This window comes from Marinobacterium nitratireducens (assembly GCF_014645375.1).
GTDB lineage: Bacteria > Pseudomonadota > Gammaproteobacteria > Pseudomonadales > Balneatricaceae > Marinobacterium_A > Marinobacterium_A nitratireducens.
On record NZ_BMLT01000003.1, the window covers coordinates 58,554 to 76,880 of the forward strand.

Annotated in this window: 20 protein-coding genes; 10 read left to right on the forward strand and 10 right to left on the reverse strand. The window is 61.8% G+C overall.

What is annotated here, in order from left to right:
* The first annotated feature begins 79 nt into the window (after positions 1-79).
* Together IEX85_RS06120 and IEX85_RS06125 are read left to right on the forward strand one after the other, a co-directional pair.
* On the forward strand, positions 80-1,009 hold the full coding sequence (locus IEX85_RS06120; RefSeq protein ID WP_188859518.1) for a choline sulfate utilization transcriptional regulator: 930 nt from the start codon (positions 80-82) through the stop codon (positions 1,007-1,009).
* Between the two features lie 697 nt (positions 1,010-1,706).
* Complete coding sequence (locus IEX85_RS06125) at positions 1,707-3,440, forward strand: BCCT family transporter (RefSeq protein WP_188859520.1); 1,734 nt, start codon at positions 1,707-1,709, stop codon at positions 3,438-3,440.
* 125 nt (positions 3,441-3,565) lie between these two features.
* Here the strand turns inward: IEX85_RS06125 and IEX85_RS06130 are convergent, their stop codons facing one another.
* Positions 3,566-4,177: a DNA-3-methyladenine glycosylase family protein gene (locus tag IEX85_RS06130; RefSeq protein WP_188859522.1), complete on the reverse strand. Its 612-nt coding sequence runs from the start codon at positions 4,175-4,177 to the stop codon at positions 3,566-3,568.
* A 165-nt stretch (positions 4,178-4,342) separates the two neighbouring features.
* Here IEX85_RS06130 and ada point away from each other — a divergent pair, with 165 nt between their 5' ends.
* Positions 4,343-5,413: a bifunctional DNA-binding transcriptional regulator/O6-methylguanine-DNA methyltransferase Ada gene (ada, locus tag IEX85_RS06135; protein ID WP_188859524.1), complete on the forward strand. Its 1,071-nt coding sequence runs from the start codon at positions 4,343-4,345 to the stop codon at positions 5,411-5,413.
* A 38-nt stretch (positions 5,414-5,451) separates the two neighbouring features.
* On the opposite strand, the gene IEX85_RS06140 is transcribed toward ada, so the two are convergent.
* Together IEX85_RS06140 and IEX85_RS06145 are read right to left on the reverse strand one after the other, a co-directional pair.
* Entirely contained in the window at positions 5,452-5,628 is a 177-nt protein-coding gene (locus IEX85_RS06140; RefSeq protein ID WP_188859526.1) for a hypothetical protein, read from the reverse strand.
* Between the two features lie 20 nt (positions 5,629-5,648).
* A complete protein-coding gene (locus IEX85_RS06145; RefSeq protein ID WP_188859529.1) occupies positions 5,649-6,440 on the reverse strand; it encodes an HpcH/HpaI aldolase family protein in 792 nt (263 codons plus the stop codon).
* Here IEX85_RS06145 and IEX85_RS06150 point away from each other — a divergent pair.
* The 3 genes from IEX85_RS06150 to IEX85_RS06160 all read left to right on the forward strand — a co-directional run bounded on the left by IEX85_RS06150 (position 6,433) and on the right by IEX85_RS06160 (position 7,891).
* Positions 6,433-6,648 (forward strand): hypothetical protein, encoded by a 216-nt coding sequence (locus IEX85_RS06150; RefSeq protein WP_188859531.1) that lies wholly within the window; start codon positions 6,433-6,435, stop codon positions 6,646-6,648. The genes IEX85_RS06145 and IEX85_RS06150 overlap by 8 nt on opposite strands.
* 75 nt (positions 6,649-6,723) lie before the next feature.
* Positions 6,724-7,446, forward strand: a complete 723-nt coding sequence (locus IEX85_RS06155; RefSeq protein WP_188859533.1) for a Crp/Fnr family transcriptional regulator — start codon at positions 6,724-6,726, stop codon at positions 7,444-7,446.
* A 13-nt stretch (positions 7,447-7,459) separates the two neighbouring features.
* Complete coding sequence (locus IEX85_RS06160; RefSeq protein WP_188859535.1) at positions 7,460-7,891, forward strand: YkvA family protein; 432 nt, start codon at positions 7,460-7,462, stop codon at positions 7,889-7,891.
* A 278-nt stretch (positions 7,892-8,169) separates the two neighbouring features.
* On the opposite strand, the gene IEX85_RS06165 is transcribed toward IEX85_RS06160, so the two are convergent.
* Both IEX85_RS06165 and IEX85_RS06170 read right to left on the reverse strand, forming a co-directional pair.
* A complete protein-coding gene (locus IEX85_RS06165; protein ID WP_188859537.1) occupies positions 8,170-8,637 on the reverse strand; it encodes a hypothetical protein in 468 nt (155 codons plus the stop codon).
* A gap of 174 nt (positions 8,638-8,811) precedes the next feature.
* The gene (locus tag IEX85_RS06170; protein WP_188859538.1) at positions 8,812-9,240 is read right to left on the reverse strand and encodes an Lrp/AsnC family transcriptional regulator; all 429 of its coding nucleotides are present in this window, start codon (positions 9,238-9,240) and stop codon (positions 8,812-8,814) included.
* A gap of 187 nt (positions 9,241-9,427) precedes the next feature.
* On the opposite strand from IEX85_RS06170, the gene astA reads away from it, so the two are divergent.
* Positions 9,428-10,534: an arginine N-succinyltransferase gene (gene astA, locus IEX85_RS06175; RefSeq protein ID WP_188859539.1), complete on the forward strand. Its 1,107-nt coding sequence runs from the start codon at positions 9,428-9,430 to the stop codon at positions 10,532-10,534.
* A complete protein-coding gene (locus tag IEX85_RS06180; protein ID WP_188859541.1) occupies positions 10,524-11,360 on the forward strand; it encodes a DUF1338 domain-containing protein in 837 nt (278 codons plus the stop codon). The genes astA and IEX85_RS06180 overlap by 11 nt, the downstream gene beginning before the upstream one ends.
* Positions 11,361-11,561: 201 nt before the next feature.
* Here IEX85_RS06180 and IEX85_RS06185 read toward each other — a convergent pair whose 3' ends face one another.
* From IEX85_RS06185 to IEX85_RS06205, 5 genes are all read right to left on the reverse strand, one after another.
* Positions 11,562-13,271: a putative bifunctional diguanylate cyclase/phosphodiesterase gene (locus tag IEX85_RS06185; protein ID WP_188859543.1), complete on the reverse strand. Its 1,710-nt coding sequence runs from the start codon at positions 13,269-13,271 to the stop codon at positions 11,562-11,564.
* Between the two features lie 177 nt (positions 13,272-13,448).
* On the reverse strand, positions 13,449-13,736 hold the full coding sequence (locus IEX85_RS06190) for a sll1863 family stress response protein (RefSeq protein ID WP_188859545.1): 288 nt from the start codon (positions 13,734-13,736) through the stop codon (positions 13,449-13,451).
* A 194-nt stretch (positions 13,737-13,930) separates the two neighbouring features.
* Complete coding sequence (locus tag IEX85_RS06195; protein ID WP_188859547.1) at positions 13,931-14,218, reverse strand: hypothetical protein; 288 nt, start codon at positions 14,216-14,218, stop codon at positions 13,931-13,933.
* Positions 14,215-15,114, reverse strand: coding sequence for a VOC family protein (locus IEX85_RS06200; RefSeq protein WP_188859549.1), 900 nt, complete (start codon positions 15,112-15,114; stop codon positions 14,215-14,217). The genes IEX85_RS06195 and IEX85_RS06200 overlap by 4 nt, the downstream gene beginning before the upstream one ends.
* A gap of 93 nt (positions 15,115-15,207) precedes the next feature.
* Positions 15,208-16,080 carry an AraC family transcriptional regulator gene (locus IEX85_RS06205; protein ID WP_229721839.1) on the reverse strand — a complete coding sequence of 291 codons (873 nt, stop codon included), beginning with the start codon at positions 16,078-16,080 and terminating at the stop codon, positions 15,208-15,210.
* 212 nt (positions 16,081-16,292) lie between these two features.
* On the opposite strand from IEX85_RS06205, the gene IEX85_RS23970 reads away from it, so the two are divergent.
* A complete protein-coding gene (locus IEX85_RS23970) occupies positions 16,293-16,595 on the forward strand; it encodes a (2Fe-2S)-binding protein (protein WP_188859552.1) in 303 nt (100 codons plus the stop codon).
* Positions 16,516-18,273 (forward strand): xanthine dehydrogenase family protein molybdopterin-binding subunit, encoded by a 1,758-nt coding sequence (locus tag IEX85_RS06215; protein ID WP_188859554.1) that lies wholly within the window; start codon positions 16,516-16,518, stop codon positions 18,271-18,273. The genes IEX85_RS23970 and IEX85_RS06215 overlap by 80 nt, the downstream gene beginning before the upstream one ends.
* Positions 18,274-18,327: the final 54 nt, after the last annotated feature.

Consider the following 18,327-nt stretch of genomic DNA (forward strand, 5'->3'; position numbering starts at 1 on the left):
GCCACTGGGAGCCGATCTTGCCCGTGGCTCCAACTGCTGTAAACTGACCCAACACTAATGCATCCAATAAAAAATACTAATGGCAGAAAAAATCAGCCTTCCCCCTCTGGCGACGCTGCAGGCTTTCGAGGCTGCCGCCCGGCTGGGTAATTTCACGGCCGCCGCGCGTGAGCTCGACAGCACCCAGTCGGCAATCAGTCAGCATATTCGCCGGCTGGAGCAGGATCTTGGCGTGCCGCTCTTTCACCGCCAGTATCGCGGCGTGCGCCTGACCGAGAGCGGCGGGCGGTTGCTGGAAGATGTGAGCGAAGGGCTGGCCCGGCTCGCCAGCGGCATCGCCAGTGCCCGGCAGCAAAGCAGCCACGACCTGATCAACGTCGGCACGGATTTCGCTCTGGCCGCCTACTGGCTGCTACCCCGGCTCGCCAGGTTTCGCGACGCCCATCCCGAAGTCGAGGTCAGAGTGGTCACCGCGCAGAAGACCATCACGCCGGATGAAGCGAATATCGATATCGCGATTCTGTTCGGCGACGGCCATTTCGATCGCGCCCCATCACGCCTGCTGATGCGCGAATCGGTGGTCCCGGTATGCAGTCCTGCGCTGCTCGAGCGCTACGGACCCATCCAGAGCGTCGAAGACCTCAACCGCCTGCCGCTGCTGCAGCTTGAAGCCGAACATGAAGCCAAGTGGTTCAACTGGTCGCGCCTGTTCGAGCGGCTCGGCATCGCTGCCCGCCCCCGGGAGCCGGCGTTGGTTCTCAACAACTACACCTTGCTGCTGCAGGCGGCGATTGCCGGCCAGGGTGCGGCCATCGGCTGGCGGCCGATGGTCGATTCGATGCTGGAATCCGGCCTGCTGCTACCGGCAATTCCCCAGCACACCCGCTCCGATTGCGGCTACTACCTGGTGCTGCCGTCCACCAAGGCAGTGACACCGATGGTGCAGAAATTCTGCGACTGGCTGATCCACGAAAGCCAGACCGACAGCAACACGAAAGCGACTACCTGACGCCAGCTGTGCCTGTGCCGAAACGAAGCTTCCCGATGGGTTACGCCGCCGTCAAAACTCGCGCAAGCCGGAAGCACGGCGCCATTGGCGGCTAGACCCATCCTACGAAAAACACGGAACGTAGGATGGGTGGAAGGACGCCCGGCACCCTGTATCAGCGCCCCTCCGCCGCCTGAGCGTCTATGGAACCTGCGAACAAGTCCCATTTGGTCTCTGCGGGGCTTTCAGCGCGAACCGGACTCTTTGTTGCCGCTTCTCGACAGGCCACCAGCATGCCTTCGAAACGGCGCCTCGATTCCGGCTCGCGCTGTAAGCCAGAGCCTCATTGGGACTTGTTCGCAGGTTCCCTAACCCATCAATGGCTGCGGCACACAGGATGCTGAACCAGGCCTATGCCATAGCCGGAAACGACAGCTGTGGCATTAGTAACGACATTAGAATTTCTAATCCCAGACATTAGCAGGGTCGCGGTTTACAGCCTCATTACAGCTCGGCATCATCGGGCTCATCTCCACCTCGAATAGGGAACCTGCGAACAAGTCCCATTTGGACTCTGCGGGACTTATTCGCAGGTTCTTAGAAAACTCGACGGAAAAGACCGCCTGTTCAATTCAGGATATTTTCATTGCCAGCTTAAAAAGGTCATGAAAATCAAAAATAACAATGACGATCCAGCATACTCTCACGAGGACAACCCATGCTCTCCAGCGAAAAGATAGACGCTCTTATCGAGCCCAGAGGGGTATTGAAGGGATTAAATTCGACACTTGGCATTACCGCCATCACCATGATCGTGTTTTTCATGCTTTATGCGATACTTCTGGGTAAAACCGCCAACGAACAGTTTCTGGGGCTGAAAACCTGGATCGAAAGCACCCTGGGCTGGTACTACGTCGTGATGATGTTTCTGGCCTTTTTGGTCTGCATGTACGTCACCTTCTCGCGGGTCGGGCGAATCCGTCTCGGGCGCGATGACGACAGGCCCGAGTTCAGCAACTTCGCCTGGTTTTCGATGCTGTTCGGCTGCGGCACCGGCGCCGCCCTGCTGTTTTTCGGCGTTTCCGAGCCGATGATCCACTTCGCCAGTGGCTGGAGCGGCGGCAACCCCTTCCTCAGCCATGAGGTGAAGGCGGCGGTCGCGGCGTTCTTCGAGGCCAAAGAGGCGGCCCTGGCAAGCGGGCTGCTGCCGGGCGATGAAGGCTTTCCGGTACCCAGCGACCTGGTCGCCGAAGCCGCTGCGGGCGGCATCAAGCTGACGATCTTCCACTGGGGCACCATCGCCTGGGCCATGTACGGTATCGTTGGCCTGTCCCTGGCATACTTCGCTTTTCGCAAGGGCCTGCCGCTGTCGATGCGTTCGGCGCTCTATCCGCTGATCGGCAACAGGATCTATGGCCCGATCGGCCACACCGTCGATATCCTCACCGTATTCGGCACCATATTCGGCATCTCCACGACTCTTGGCCTGGGTGTCGAGCAGATCGGCGCCGGTCTCGTCTCGCTTGGGCTGCTGGCGGAAAAAACCCAGACCGTCACCATCGTGTCGATCGTCCTGATCACCATCATAGCCACCGCTTCTGCGACCAGCGGCGTCGCCCGGGGCATCAAGGTGCTGTCGACGCTGAACAGCTGGATCTGCATCGCGATCCTGTCCTACTTCCTGCTGGCCAGCAACGCCAACTACCTGATCGCCAGCTCCGTGACCGCCATGGGCGATTACATCTCCGACGCTATCTCCATGACTCTCTGGACCGCACGCAGCCCCGAGGAACGCGTCTGGCAGGGCGGCTGGACCATTTTCTATTGGGGCTGGTGGATCGCCTGGGCCGGTTTCGTCGGCATGTTCATCGCGCGCATTTCCCGGGGCCGCACCATCCGTGAGTTCATGCTCGGCGTCATGTTCATCCCGTCGATCGTGGCATTGGTCTGGTTCGGCATACTCGGTTCCGCCGGCATCTATGAAGCGATCTACGGCACCGACATGAGCATCTACAATGCCGCCGTGAACAACTGGGACTACGCCGGCGCGTTCTACAACATCTTCGATGTGCTCACCCCGGGCATCATCTCGACGATAGCCAAAGCCGCGGCGCTGGCCGTGGTGGTCATCTTCTTCGTCACCTCCGCCGACTCCGGCACCCTGGTACTGGGTCGTCTGCTGGCGTTCGGTCGCCGCCCGCCGGTGCAGCAGCGCATCATCTGGGGCTCTGTCCTCGGCGCGGTTACCCTGATCCTGCTGGTACTCGGTGGTGACCAGGCGATGAAGTCGCTGCAGGCGGCCTCGATTGCCGGCGCCCTGCCCTTCACCTTCGTGTTGTTGGGGATGATGATCGGATTGCTGAAGTCGCTGCGCCAGGACGGCGAGACCATCGTCGAGAACGAGGCGCACATCAAGCGAATGATCGAGCGGGAGCTGGCCGACCTTTCGTAAATCACACCGCACGCTGTCGGGCAACCCGGCAGCCCCTGAAAGTCCGGAGGGTCGCTCCCGATCCTCCTCCGATGCTCCGCACCATTCCCGCCCAAGGCACGCCCACGAATCCCCGGGACTCGCACTTAAGCCGGCGCGCCGCGGTAGTAGTGCCACAGGAACAGCGAGCCGACGCTGCGCCAGGGTGACCAGGGTTCGACCAACACGCGGGCCTGTTGCGGCGTCGGCCGGCTTTCCAGCCCCTTGAGGCGCCCGAGCGCGACCCGCAACGCCAGATCGTCGGCCGGAAACAGATCCGGCCGCTGCTGCGAGAACATCAGGTAGATTTCGGCGCTCCAGCGCCCGAACCCGCGTAGCGCCGTGATCGCGCCGATGGCCTCGTCATCGCTCATCGTCTCCAGCGCCGCGATATCGAAACGTCCTTCGTCGACGGCCCGCGCCAGCCCCTTGGCATACTCGATCTTGCGCAACGACAGTCCCGCCGCGCGCAGAGCTTCATCCTCGACGCCCAGCAGCCCGCGAGGCGTCGGCTCTCCCATCAGCGCCTGCACCCGCCCCAGAATCGCCTGCGCCGCTTGCGTCGCCAGCTGCTGGCTGACAATGGTCGCCAGGAAGGTCTCGAAACCCACGGGACGCTGCCTCGGCGGCGGCGGGCCGAGCTGTTCGAGTGCGCGTGCGACGTCTTCGTCGCTGGCTGCAATCGCCGCCATTGCGCGGGCGATGGTCTCGTGATCCATGGGCAGTTTCCTTTTCGCAACGCCTGGGATGAAGTTTCAACGACAAAGGCCGGAGAATACATCCGCTTCCTGCCGCGACTGTTCAAGTGGACGACAAGAAACGGATGGCGGCGAAACTCCGTTAAGGATTCTATAGAATAATTCTCCAGTATCCGGAGTCAGCCGATGTTATCCGAACAACAGATGCGCGCCGCCATCGCGGCGCGCGACAGCGCCTACGATGGACGTTTTTTCTATGGCGTCCCTGGCAGCGGCGTATTCTGCAGACCCTCCTGCCCCGCCCGCGCGGCCGGATCCGCAAACCTGCGGTTCTTCGCCAGTGCCGAGGCCGCCGTATTCGCGGGCTTTCGCCCCTGCAGGCGCTGCCGGCCGCTCGATAACGGCCCGGCCGACGAGCGGCTGGTGCGGGTGGCACGGCATCTAGAAGCCAACGCCGAACAACGGCTGACACTTGCCACCCTGGCGTCGCTTGCCGGATTGTCCCCGTCACGACTGCAGCGCCTGTTCAAGGCCGCGTTCGGCGTCTCGCCCAAAGCCTTTCAGGACGCTCTGCGCATGCAACGGTTCAAAGCCGCGCTCAAGGATGGCGAAACGGTAACCGATGCGATATTCGCCTCGGGTTTCGGCTCGTTGAGCCGCGTGTACGGCGAGGCGGCGCGCAATATCGGCATGACACCCAAAGCCTACCGCGCCGGCGGCAGCGGAGAAAGCATCGCCTGGGCCTGTCGCGATACCAGCCTCGGTCCCCTGATGATGGCGGCCACGGACCGTGGTGTCTGCTTCGTGCAGTTCGGCGACGATGAGGCCGCGCTGCTGGCACAGCTGGGAGCGGAATTCCCCGGCGCCTTGCTGACGCCCTCGCCCGCCTGCCAGGCTCCGGAACTGGACGCCTGGATCGGAGCGCTCGAGCAGCATCTGGACGCAGCAGCTCCCTTGCCCGCGCTGCCGCTGGATCTTCGCGGCACCGCCTTTCAGATGAAGGTCTGGCGCTTTCTGCTCGGGATAGAGGAAGGCGAGGTGCTCAGCTACAGCGAGCTGGCCGCGCGAATGAACGCGCCGAGGTCGGTGCGGGCGGTGGCGTCGGCCTGCGCCGCCAACCGTATCGGGGTGCTGGTCCCCTGTCACCGGGTTCTGCGCAGCGACGGCGGCCTTGGCGGCTACCGCTGGGGACTGGAACGCAAGCGCGCCCTGCTCGATACCGAGAGGGCGCGCCGATCCCGCGAAAGCGGGCAGTGAAACCGCAGCAAACGTGCCTGACGGATTAGCCCGGCAGGTCAATCCTCCTGGCGCGGCTTGCTTTCCTTGTCGGCAGGCGCCTCTTCCTGCGGCTTGCGATCAGAGGTCTTGGCGGCGTCGGCCTTGTAATCACCGATAACGCCCTTGAGCGGACAGACCGCATAGGCCGGACAGCCTTTGCAGCCGACGGCGATAGCGATTGGACAGAGTGACATAGGCAGTTCCTCGTTGGTGATCAGTAGCCACCGCGCACGGCCGGCGCGTCTTCCTTGTTCTGACCCTTGGCGGCGGTCATGGCCTGAGCGACGCCCGCACGGATAAAGCTCATGTCGGTGCCGATCGACGCGAAGTCGAAGCCCTGCTTGAGCGAATTGGCCGCCATTTCGCCGCTGAGGCCGAAGATACCGGCGGCCAGACCGTTGGTCTTGCAGGCCTCTAGAATCCGGCCGATCGCGGCGGTGAAGCTCGGGTCGGTAAAGCTGCCCGGCGCGATGCCGAGACCATAACACAGATCCATCGGGCCCACGAAGAGACCATCGACGCCTTCGACCGCGGCGATTTCTTCCAGATTGCGCAGACCTTCCTCGGTTTCGATCATCACCAGACAAGCGACCTGCTCGTTGGCGGTGGCGAGGTAGCCCATCCCCTCCAGCATGGCATCACGCATCGGTCCGCAGGAACGGGTGCCCTGCGGCGGGTAGCGGCAGGCGTCGACGGCGCGCTTGGCGTCGGCGGCGTTGTTGACCATCGGTACGATGACGCCCTGGGCGCCGGCGTCCAGCGCCTTGCCGATCTGGTCCGGCTGGTTGGCCGCGACACGCACCAGCGGAGTGACGGGCACGCCGGTAATGGCCGGCAGCAGTCGGGTCAGGTCGCTATAGTCCATCAGGCCGTGCTGCAGATCGAAACAGATCCAGTCAGCGCCCTGACGGCACAGCATTTCGGCCATGTGGATATCGGGCAGGTTGGACCAGGTACCCAGGCTGGGCTCCTTGGCGCGCCACTTTTGCAATGCAAGATTGATCATCGTTTTAATTCCAGGCTCTGTTGTTATCGTCGAAATCGTTTCGACGCTGCTGCCGCAGCGCGTTGTCATCGGCGCCGGCGTGTCGACCGTCGTGATTGTCAGCCACCGGCCCGAAGACGGCATTACCGTCAAGCATAGCGGATGCCCCGGCCGGAGAATGTCAGATAGCTTACATTTCATGGCGAAAGATCGAGCCGTCGGGGTATGATGCCAGGAAGGGCATCGTCCCTTGCCCGGCAACCGAAAAGCCGACCTTTCCGACATCTTCCGAAGCTGTAACCCCATGCGAACGATTCCGAACCTGCACGACTTTATCTCCCTGCTGCCGACGTCTATACAGGACGAAATCCGCCAGCTGAGCACCGTGCGCAGCCTGCACAAGGGCGAGATCCTGTACTGCAAAGGCGACGCCTCGCTGGAGATGTACCGCCTGATGGACGGCGCGGTGAATCTCTGCAATTACTCCTACAACGGTCGGGAAATCGTGGTGAGCGAGCTGCTGCCGGGCGACTGCTTCGGCGAGGTCGGGCTGGTCGACGGCATGCCGCGCGGGACTCACGCGGTCGCCTCCAGAGACTCGCGGGTCAGCGTGCTGAGCCTGGGCCACTTCGAACGCCTGTGGAACAGCCATCCGGAATTCGGCCGGCAGCTGAGCATGATGCTGTGCCGCAAACTGCGCCTCGCCTTCACCCTGAACGAGGACAATGTTGGCCTCAGACTGCGCGACCGCCTGGCGCGGCTGATTCACCGCCTCGCCTACAGCCACGGCTACAGCGACAACAGCGGCGGAACCTGCATCGAAATATCCCACGACGCTCTGGCCAAGATGCTCGGCGCCTCCCGCCAGACCATCGGCATCGAGCTGAAATCACTCGAGGACGAAGGCAGCATCGCCCGTGGCTACGGCAAGATCCAGGTCCTCGACCTGAACGCCTTCGGCTACAAATACGAAACGGCCGTTGGCATCGAGCAGGTCACGCCGCTGTACCCTAAGCAAGACAACTGATACGGGAAAGGTCATGTTCAAGAGCAGCAATCACTTCAAGGCGGATACGGCCAAGGCCAGTCAAGCTTTCAGGAAGGCTGAAAGCAAAGCACAAGCGTATGCCGGCGATCCGGATAAGCTAAGGAATCTGATTGCCAAAGCGTCCAGGAAAGCCAGCAGCCGGCAGGGGGCGCTCGATGCCGTCTGGCAGCAGCTTATGGCCTGCTTTCGCCTTATCAGGGCCTACGCCAACGGAAGCTACAGGGACATCTCCCGGTCCTCACTGATCACGATAATTGCATCGATTCTTTATTTCGTCGTACCGGTTGACGCCATTCCCGACTTTATCGCGGGCCTGGGATTGATCGACGATGCGGCGCTTCTCGGGTGGGTGGTCAAGACCTTCAGTTCGGAAATCGACGCCTTCGTCGAGTGGGAATCCAGCGAATCGTCAGATCCCCGGTAGAGCCAGGCGCTTCTTGTCCGCCGCCCGCTTCAGGCGCGCAGGATAAAACGGCATCGTTAAGAGCGTCCGGTGGTGCAGCTGCGGTAAAAGCTTCGTCGCGGGGCGCGACTCCTACGATGTTCGTACCCCGTGGGAGCGGTGTACCCAAACCTACGGGCACTTCCCCGCCGCGAATGAATCCGGCACGGCGCCAAACCGCTTCGCCGCGGGGCGCAGCCCCCACGAACAGCACAGTGCCCTGCGCGACTTCGGTGCCACCGTCGCGGGTAATCACGCGACTAGCATTCAGAAGCATCCGCTTCCGGCTGCTTGCGGTATTTGCGGGTAACGGAGAGGTAATCCGCGGCCATCTCGGGCGTCAGCAGCTCGATCATCACCCGGTTCTCGATCCAGAACTCGATCACGTCGAAGCCGCCGCGGGGCAGCTCAACCGCACGCCAGCCCTGCTCCCGCGCCAGCGCGAAGATTTCCTCTCTTGAGCGTGGCACCGAGATCGCCGCGTGAGTCGCGGTGTAGCCGCTGTGCGCCGGGTTGTGTACAAAGCCCGCCTGAGCATCCCCGTCGCCAGGCACCATCTCGGTCCCCGCCGGATAGAGCTCGATTGCCGTACCCGGCTCGTCTCCGAACCAGAGGATCCGCGAGTTCGGATAGGGTCCGAAACGGGTGACAGTGCCGTCCACAAGTCGTGCCAGAACCTCGGAAACGAGGACCGTATCCGCAACAGCAATCGAATAGTGGTGAATCATCGAACCCACTCCGCCGGGTATCTGGAGACACAGGCCGCCGCCGTGACAAGCAGCCTATACATTAGGACCCATCGGGGCCGGACTCAAGCTGCCAAGGGTCACGGCCGCGGGGCGGCAGGCAGGACTGCACCCGGAGACCTGGCGAATTTTTACCGGCATCGCCCTCCCTATGCCCTAACGCCGGAACTTCGTCTCCAGCACCACAGACGAGTTGGTCCTCTCGACACCATCAAGGTTGCCGATATCGTCCAGCACCGCGCTGAGCTCCTCCAGCGACGGCGCCTGCACGATGGCAATCAGATCGTACTCGCCACTGACCGCGAACAACTGCGCCACCTGGCTGATCTGCTCGAGTTCGATGTTGGTTTTCACCGTCAGCTTCTGGTGCACCTTGATCGATACGTGCGCCGCCACCTGCTGACGCGAAAACTCGCCCCCCAGCTCCACCGAATAGCCGCGTATGACACCGGTCGCCTCTAGCCGGTTGATGCGGTTCTGCACCGTCGATCGGGACAGATTCAGCTCCCGCGCCAGCTCCGTCACGCTGACACGGGCATTGCGGCGCAGCAGATGAATCAGGCGCTCGTCCTGCTTACTTATCATTTTGACAAATTCGTTGGTTATTTTAACCAATAATCACATCAATTCGATCGAATTGAAACTGCAATTCAACAGGTACCCGCTTCATACTTTCCGCACAGGGACGGCTTGCGACACGGCCGCATCCCCCGCGAACAAAGGGAAAAATGCATTGCACAGCGTGCAGGCGACTGAAAATAGAGAGGACAGCATGATCATTCGCCCTATCCGCCACGACGACCTGGATGCGCTGTACCGGATCGCGGTCGAATCCGGCCCCGGCTTCAGCTCACTGCCCGATGACCCCGACGTCCTGCGCAACAAGATCCAGCACTCCATCGAGAGCTTCGCGCGCAAGGTGCAGACACCGAATGGCGAAAGCTATCTGTTCGTGCTGCAGGACGCCGACACCGGTGCCGTGATGGGCACCACCGGCATCGAGTCATCGATAGGTCTGCACCAGCCGCTGTACCACTATCATCACAGCCAAGAAGAATACCGTTCGCGGGATCTTGGCATCAGCAGTCACGTCGGCGTGCTCAACCTCGGCAGCCACTACAGCGGCTGCAGCGAAATCTGCACGCTTTATCTGCGTCCGCAGTATCGCCGCCTCCATGCCGGCAAACTGCTCTCGAAGGTCCGTTTTCTATTTATGGCGCAACACCCGCAGCGCTTCGCCGATACCGTCATTGCCGAAATGCGCGGCGTTTCCGACGAGGCCGGGCGCTCACCGTTCTGGGACTGGATGCGCCAGCACTTTCTCGACATGGATTTCGCCACCGTCACGCGACTGGTCGGCTCCGGCAACAACGGTTTCGTATCCGAGCTGATGCCTCGCTACCCACTCTACACCCAGCTGCTGAGCGCCGAGGCCCGGCGGGTAATCGGCGAGGTGCACGACAAGACCCGTCCAGCGCTCAAGCTGCTGCAGGCCGAAGGCTTCGAGCACCGCGGCTTCGTCGACCCCTTCGACGCCGGCCCCACCGTCGAGGCGAAACTCACCCAGATACGCAGCATCGCCACCTCGGTGGCCTGCCGCGTCGAGATCGCTACCGACCAACGACGGCTGGAAACGGAACCGGAGCACCTTTGTATTCTGGCCAATACCTCGGTGGACAGTTTCCGCGCTGGCATCGCCGAACAGATGCACTATCGCGCCGAAGACGGCGTGCTGGAGATTTCCCGGTCACTGGCCGGCGCTCTGAAGCTGAGTGCCGGCGCCCAGGCCCGCTTCGTTCAATTGCCGCTATCCGGATCCCGGGTCGCGGATACCGCCTTCGCAGTGCAAAACAACAAGGAGCCCATTCATGCACGCTGATCGCAATGCCCTCTTCCGCCACCTCTGGGAACAGTATGTCGAAGTTACGCCCTCGGCCCGCAGGGTGCACCGGATTCTCGGCAACACCCAGGACAGCGATATCGTCAACGACCATATCGCGCTACGTACCTTCAATCTGGAAAAGGTGAACCTGGAGAAGCTGGCGGCGCACTTCCTCGCGCTGGGATACCGCGAATGCGGCGACTATCGCTTCGAGACCAAGAAGCTCCGCGCCCGCCACTATGAGCACGAGGACCCAACCGCCCCCAAGGTGTTCATTTCCGAGCTGCTGGTCGAGGATCTGTCGCCAAAGGCCCGATCCATCATTCGCGCGCTGGTCGACCAGGTCGACGCGGAGGCGGTGACCGCCGACAACTTCCTCTACTCCGGCACGCACTGGTCGGTCGACTACGACAGCTACCAGACGCTGCTGGCCGAGAGCGAGTACGCTGCCTGGATGGCGGCCTGGGGCTATCGCGCCAACCACTTCACCGTCAGCGTCAACCACCTGATAGGTTTCGACTCGGTCGAGGCAGTCAACGAGACACTCAAGGCGAAGGGCTTTGCGATCAACAGCTCCGGCGGCGAAATCAAGGGGTCCCCGGCCGAACTGCTGGAGCAGTCGTCGACCCTGGCAGACAAGGCCGAGGTCGCCTTTATCGACCGCACCGTCGCCATTCCGAGCTGCTTCTACGAGTTCGCGCGTCGCTATCCCCAGCCTAGCGGTAAGCTCTACAGCGGCTTTATCGCCGCCTCCGCCGACAAGATATTCGAAAGTACCAACGCTGCCACCGGCGAAATAGCGCAGCACCAGGAGCCGCGCTGAGCCTGATATCTGCCAACCCGGCAGCATTTTATCGAAACTGCCGGGCTTGTCCGAGGCCGGGGTGGATTACGGAGATACTGCAGGAGCCTGATCTGCGGGCGAATCCGGCATCTGCCCAACTTCATTCGCCCGCGGAGCGGGCTCCTCCAGCCAGTCCCTCCGGCAACGACGGCACCTGTCCGGGACTTGTTTGCAAGTTCACTAGCAGCTGCCATCCAAACGATAGTACCCGCCTCTCTCCAGGTACCACCGGGTGAATTCTTTAGCGGGTAGCGGTTTAGAAATCAGGTAGCCTTGCGCCAAATCACACCCTATTTCGGCCAGAAAAGAAAATGCATCAGCTTCTTCGACGCCTTCAGCGATGACATTTTTACCAAGATCGTGCGCCATGTTCACGGCAGCTTTGACGATCAGGGCAGAACTGGAGCTTTCAGACAGCGACCTGATGAAGGATTGATCAATCTTGATAACCGATGCTGGCAGCATATTGAGGTATTTCAACGAGGAGTAGCCTGTCCCAAAATCATCAATCGAGACGACCACGCCGCTGTCAGAGAGCTTCTTTAATTCGACAATAGTGCTGTCGATATCCTGCATGAAGCTAGCTTCTGTTATCTCTAGCTCTAGCCGGGAAGCGACTACCTGATGTTTTTTCAGAAGTTGAAGCACTGTATCGGAAAAAATTGATTTAAGAAGGTTTCGCGTAGAGATATTGACAGCCATGCTGAGTTCTATCCCCTGGTTCCTCCAGAACACATGCTGCGCAAGCGAGGTGTCGATAGCCCATTCTGTTAAGCGGTCAATCATGGTACTGAGTTCCGCTCGCGGTATGAACTTTGACGGGGGTATGAATCCGCGGACTGGATGCTGCCAACGCATCAGCGCCTCTACGGCATGAATTTGTCCGGTGGCGAGCGACACCTTTGGTTGATAATGCAACCTCAGCTGGTCCGACGCTAGCGCAGACTTCAATTCTCCCAAGATTTCAAGGTATTCACGCGTATTCGTATCATCCAGAGTCGGTGTAAATCGCATCCAGTGCTGCGACTTTTCCGATGCATTGCGGAGCGCGGATTCTGCCCTTCGCAAATAATGGTCAGGTGCTTCCTCCAACACCACCAGTTCCGTAAGCCCTATTCGAACGTCGCCATGAATATACACTGCTCCATACTCGAACGGGTCGCCAAACTCATCAACCAGCCCAGCCAAAACACTTTCAATATCTTCATCGTGCGAACAAGTTATCAAGGCCGCCAACTGGTGATTACTGATTCGATATAATGAGGCATCCTGACCCAGCCTGGCTGTCATTCTTCTCGCAAGCTGGGTGATAATCTGATCCGTTACGCCAAGACCATAGACAGCCTCGACCTCAGCTACATTCTCCAACGAAACTACTGCCAGACTTTCAACGTCCTTACTATCGGTGCCGCCCTTGATTTCAGACAGATTTTCTATAAGGCCCATTCGGTTCGTCAAGCCTGTTACAGTATCGTGGCGCATAAACCACTTGTTGTGCGCCACGTACTGTCTGGCGAAATCACTGGCAGCACCACAAATGAAACCCGCCGCTGTAAAGAACCCGGTTCGATACAGCCAGTTGACCGTCTTTTGCATCTCTCCGGTCTCGGTATCGATCGGCATGAACGGTCCGAGGACAACACCGGCAATAATACCAATTGCACTGCCCCCTTTGGTGCCGAAGACAAAGCCACCCAGCAGCACAACCAAGTACATGGAGTGCGAATACACATACTTTATGCCACCCGTGGTGTACACGAGCATGTAAACACCGACCATGAGCAGGAATAGCAAGGGAGCGACGATAGTTCGCAGTGCATGTGGGTATCTGAATGCAAATTCAAACAGTGTCAAACGGCCGAAGCCATCCGATTTCAGCAGGGTGTTCATGACTTGCCTCCGCGTTCGAATGAGATTCCGGTTCTGTTTCGGATACGCGGTCACAGGCTCGGTCTGCGGGGGCCGTCCTCCCCGGTGAAAAATCCTGCTCTAGCCGCCCATCCATGGAAATCCTTCCGGCCATCTAACGTCCAAATGAATATTCGGGATACACCCAAGGGTATCCAGCTACTTGAACCGCTCCCGAGCCGACTTGATGGCATCGGCCATGGAGTCCCAGGCACGATCGGCGCCGGCCTTGAGGTCGTCCCAGGCACTGTTGCTGGCCTCCCGCAGCTCCGTCAGCCTCTGCTGCGCCTGTTGCCGCTGCTTTTTCAGCTCCTCGAGCTGTTTGTGGTATTCGAGCCGGGCATCGGCTTTCGCCACCTCCGCCTGCGCCTTGAGTTTTTGAATCTCGGCATCCCAGACGTCGAGCTGCGCCTGCAGCCGTTTGATGTAGTCGTCCTTCATGCTCATGGAGCACCTCCCTGGAGAATGTTGGGTACGGGCAGATTACAGATCCACTCCGCATCTTGACAAGAAAGGCAAAGTTCACGTTAAACCTGTAAGCAAGTCACGGGATATCCCCGGAGTTGCATAACGCAGCCGGCTTTATCGCTGCGACGGTCCGGGCCGCCCGCTCGACCGCCCGGACACTGCTAAAGCATAGTTCAACGGCGCAGTCCGGGCGGCACGCGGCCCGGCAACGTGACCGGGCGCGATGGCCGATGCTGTACCGGCGGACGGTAATGGCCGGGTGGGCGATGATGACCCGGCGGCCGGTGGTGATGGGGCGGGCCGACCGGCGGGCCGTAGATCGGGCGGCGAACACCGGCATTCCAGTAGAAGCCATCGTAATAGCCGCCGTGGTAGCTGACGCCGATACTTCCGTAGGTGCAGCCCGCCAGCAGCGCCGGAACGGCCAGCCAGCACAGGCCCTTCCGAACCCAGCGGCTCATTGCGCCGCCTCCGAGGCCGCCAGGTCCCAGGTGATCAGCCCGACCGAAGCCCCCGTCGGATCCTCGATCACCGCGATACGACCCGAGAGCACCTCGGGGTCGGGTGCGAACAGCAAACGCCCGCCCAGTGCCTGCGCCTGCACCACCTTGTCGCTCACGCTGGCGACCCGCACGAACCCGAGCCACCCGGGCGAACCGCCGTCGGCCAGCGGATTGATACCCGCGCGCAACTGATCCTGACTGACCATCAGGTAGCGTTCCTCTCCGTTTTCGCGTTTCTCGAGAAGGCAGTCACAGATATCGCGATAGAGGCTGACGGAAGCCTCGCTGTCCGGTGTGAACAGCTCCCACCAGACCCACTCACCGGGGCGCGCTCTGTCATCGGCGGGGTCGCCGGCGCTGGAGCGGATCAGTCCGAGCAACTCGTCGTCGGGGCCGGCGACGATGGAAAAGTCCCCGCGCCGGTCAATGGTGCGGGGCGCCAGAACCTGGGCTCCGCCGCCGGCGACCACCTGGCCGGTGGCCTGCTCCACGTCCGGCACCGACAGATAGTGCACCCAGTGCCCGTAGGGCACGGCGGGGTTGGCGCCCTGATGGAACGAAAGCCCGGCAACGGGTTCGCCATCGAGCAGAAAGATACCGTAGCGCTCCGGCAGACCACCGACCGGCTGCCAGTCGAAGTCGAATAGCTGACGGTAGAAATCCCGGCTGGTGTCGAAATCGCTGCTGAAAAGATCCGCCCAGACAAACTTGCCCGGCAAAGGCCCTGCGTCGGGCAGCGTCGTCAGCGGCGGCAGATCCGGCAGCTCCCGGGCGAAAAGCCCGCCGCTCAGCACAGCAAGCAGCAAACCCGCGAGAAAAACCTGTCGCAGCGATCTGCCCGGCAACATCCTCATTCGCAACACTCCCATGGAACAGCTTTACGTGACCGCCGTGGCCGGCGCGCCCAAGTCCCTGAAAGTGTAGACGGTCGCGATTCCGGCTGCCGATCAGGCCGCGCCCCGGGTCTGGACATCGCGTGGCGATACGCCGAAGAAGCGCTTGAATTCGCGACTGAACTGGGACGGGCTGCCGTAGCCGACCCGGTATGACGCCTCGCTGGCCAACTGGCCGCTGAGCAGTAGCATATGGGCACGGTGCAGCCGCAGGCTCTTGACGAACTGCATCGGCGACAGCGACGTGACCTCCTTGAAGTGCGCGTGCAGCGACGACGCGCTCATGCCCGCCTGCTGGGCGATAGCGTCGATATCGAGCGGCTGTTCGAAGTGTTTCTCGATGAAATGCACCACCGGCGCGATGCGGCTTGCCCCGGCATGACTGGCGACACAGTTGCGCAGTAGATGGCCGTGCGGCCCCTTCAGCACTTCGTAGAAGATTTCCCGCTGGATACCGGGACCGAGAATTTCCAGATCCAGCGGCGACTCCAGCAGTCCGAGCAGGCGAATGAAAGCGTGCTCGAGCGGGCGCGTAATGCCGCTGGCGGCGATAATGTCGGGCAGCTCGGCGGACGCCGGCGGCGCCAGGTGGCGATCCAGTTCCAGCATCAGCTGGCTGACAACCTGGGGATCGACCGCGAGGCTGAGCCCCAGGTAGGGACGACCCGGCGTCACGTCGAGAATTTCGGCCTCGATCGGCAGGGTCAGCGAGTTGATCAGATAGTGTGACGGATCGTAGCTGCAGCTCTTGTCGCCGTAGTGAACCTGCTTGCGTCCCTGGGCGATCAGGCAAATCGTCGGCACGTACACCATGGGGGTGCGCACGACGGTCGTCGCCGAACGATACAGATTGAGCCCCGGCAGCCGGGTGCTCAGGGCGCTGTGCTGCCCCACCGCCCGGGAAATGGCCACCGCCAGATCGGTCATCGATTCCACGCTACCCGCCTCCAACCTTGCTCTGCAATATTGCAGGATTATGGCACCGGAACGGCTTCAGCCTCCAGCTGCAACGCATGCCGTCGGAGTTTTAGGCAAGCACGCGGGACGATCCGGCTAACGCTTCCCGCGCCGCGGGACCATCCTAATACGATCGCCACGCGCCCCTGTGCGTTTCCACCATCTTTATTGAGGAGTCCGCCATGTCCGTCACACTCAAGGTGAACGGTGTCGATCACCCGGTCGATGTGTCGCCCGATACACCGCTGCTGTGGGCCATTCGCGACCACGTCCAGTTGACCGGCACCAAGTTCGGTTGCGGCCTGGCCCAGTGCGGCGCCTGCACCGTCCACGTCGATGGTCAACCGACCCGCTCCTGCGTCACCCCGGTCTCGGCGGTCGAGGGCAAGGCCATAAGCGCGCGCCATGCTGGTCGCCGCCGCAGCCGACGAGTGGCAGGTGCCGGTCGCCGAAATCACTGTCAGCCAGGGCGTGGTTCGCGATGAATCCGCAGGCCGGCAGGCGACCTTCGGCGAACTGGCCGAGGTCGCCGCCCGCCAGCCGGTGCCGGCCGAAGACAGCCTGACGCTCAAATCGCCGCAGGACTTCGTCTATATCGGCAAACGTCGGTTGCCGCGCAAGGATCTCGGCAAGACCGACGGCAGCGCGCTCTTTACCCAGGACATCCAGTTGCCCGGCATGCTGATCGCGGTTGTCGCCCACCCGCCCCTCTTTGGCGCCCGCGCTGCCCGCGTCGATGACGCCGACGCCCGCAAGGTGGCGGGGGTGGTGGACGTGATTCAGATCGAGTCCGGAGTTGCGGTTCTGGCAAACGATACCTGGAGCGCCAAGAGAGGCAGGGATGCCCTGAAGATCGACTGGGACGAGAGCGACGCCTTCAGGGGCAGCTCGCCAGAGATCATGGCAAGCTTTCGCGAGCTGACGCAGACACCGGGACTACCGGCGCGCAATGACGGTGACGCAGCGGCAGCACTGGCTGCCGGCGGCAATGTCATCGAGGCCGATTTCGAGTTTCCCTATCTGGCCCATGCCACCATGGAACCGATGAACTGCGTCGTGCGGGTTGGCGATGGCGAGTGCGAAATCTGGAACGGCGACCAGAGCCAGACGCAGGACCAGGGCAACGTCGCAAAGGAGCTGGGCATGAAGCCAGAACAGGTGAAAATCCATACCCTGTTCGCCGGTGGCAGTTTCGGCCGTCGCGCCAATCCGCATTCCGATTACGTGATGGAAGCCGTGCGCATCGCCAAATCCCGCCCGGGCACCCCGGTCAAGCTGGTCTGGCTGCGCGAGGACGATACCCGCGCCGGCTACTACCGCCCGGCCTACGCGCACAAAATCCGCGCCACGCTCGACGATAACGGCATGCCCGTAGCCTGGGAGCACCGCATCGCCGGCCAGTCGATTCTCAAGGGCACGGCGTTCGAAAGCGGCATGGTCAAGGACGGCATCGATGCCACTTCGGTCGAAGGTGCCACCAACCTGCCCTACCGGATTCCGAATCTGCGGGTCGAGCTGCATACCGTCGAGCAGGGCCCTCCGGTGCTATGGTGGCGTTCGGTCGGCAGCACCCATACCGCCTTCTCGACCGAGGTTTTCATCGACCGGCTGGCCCGCGCCGCCGGCAAGGACCCGGTGGCGTATCGCCTGCAGCTGCTCGAGGGGCACCCGCGCCATCAGGGGGTGCTGAAGCTGGCCGCGGAAAAAGCCGCCTGGGGATCGGCACTGCCGGCGGGACACAGCCGCGGCGTCGCGGTGCACGAGTCCTTCAATACCTATGTCGCCCACGTGGTCGAGGTATCGCTGACGGACGATGGCGGCTTCAGGGTCGAGCGCGTGGTCTGCGCCGTGGACTGCGGTATCGCCGTCAACCCGGACGTGATCGAGGCGCAGATGGAGGGCGGCATCGGCTTCGGCCTCTCGCCGGCGCTGATGAGCGAAATCACCCTGGAGCAGGGCCGCGTGGTGCAGTCCAACTTCCACGACTACCAGGTGCTGCGAATCGGCCAGATGCCCGAGATCGAGGTGCATATCGTGCCGTCGGCCGAGGCCCCGACCGGCGTCGGCGAGCCGGGGACGCCGGTGATCGCACCCGCCCTCGCCAACGCCCTGGAAGCCGCCACCGGTCAGGCGTTTTCGCGCCTGCCGCTGAAACTCGGCTGAAGCCCCGGGACGGCTCCGGCGAACACCGCTGCCGTCCCGGACCGACGCAACGGT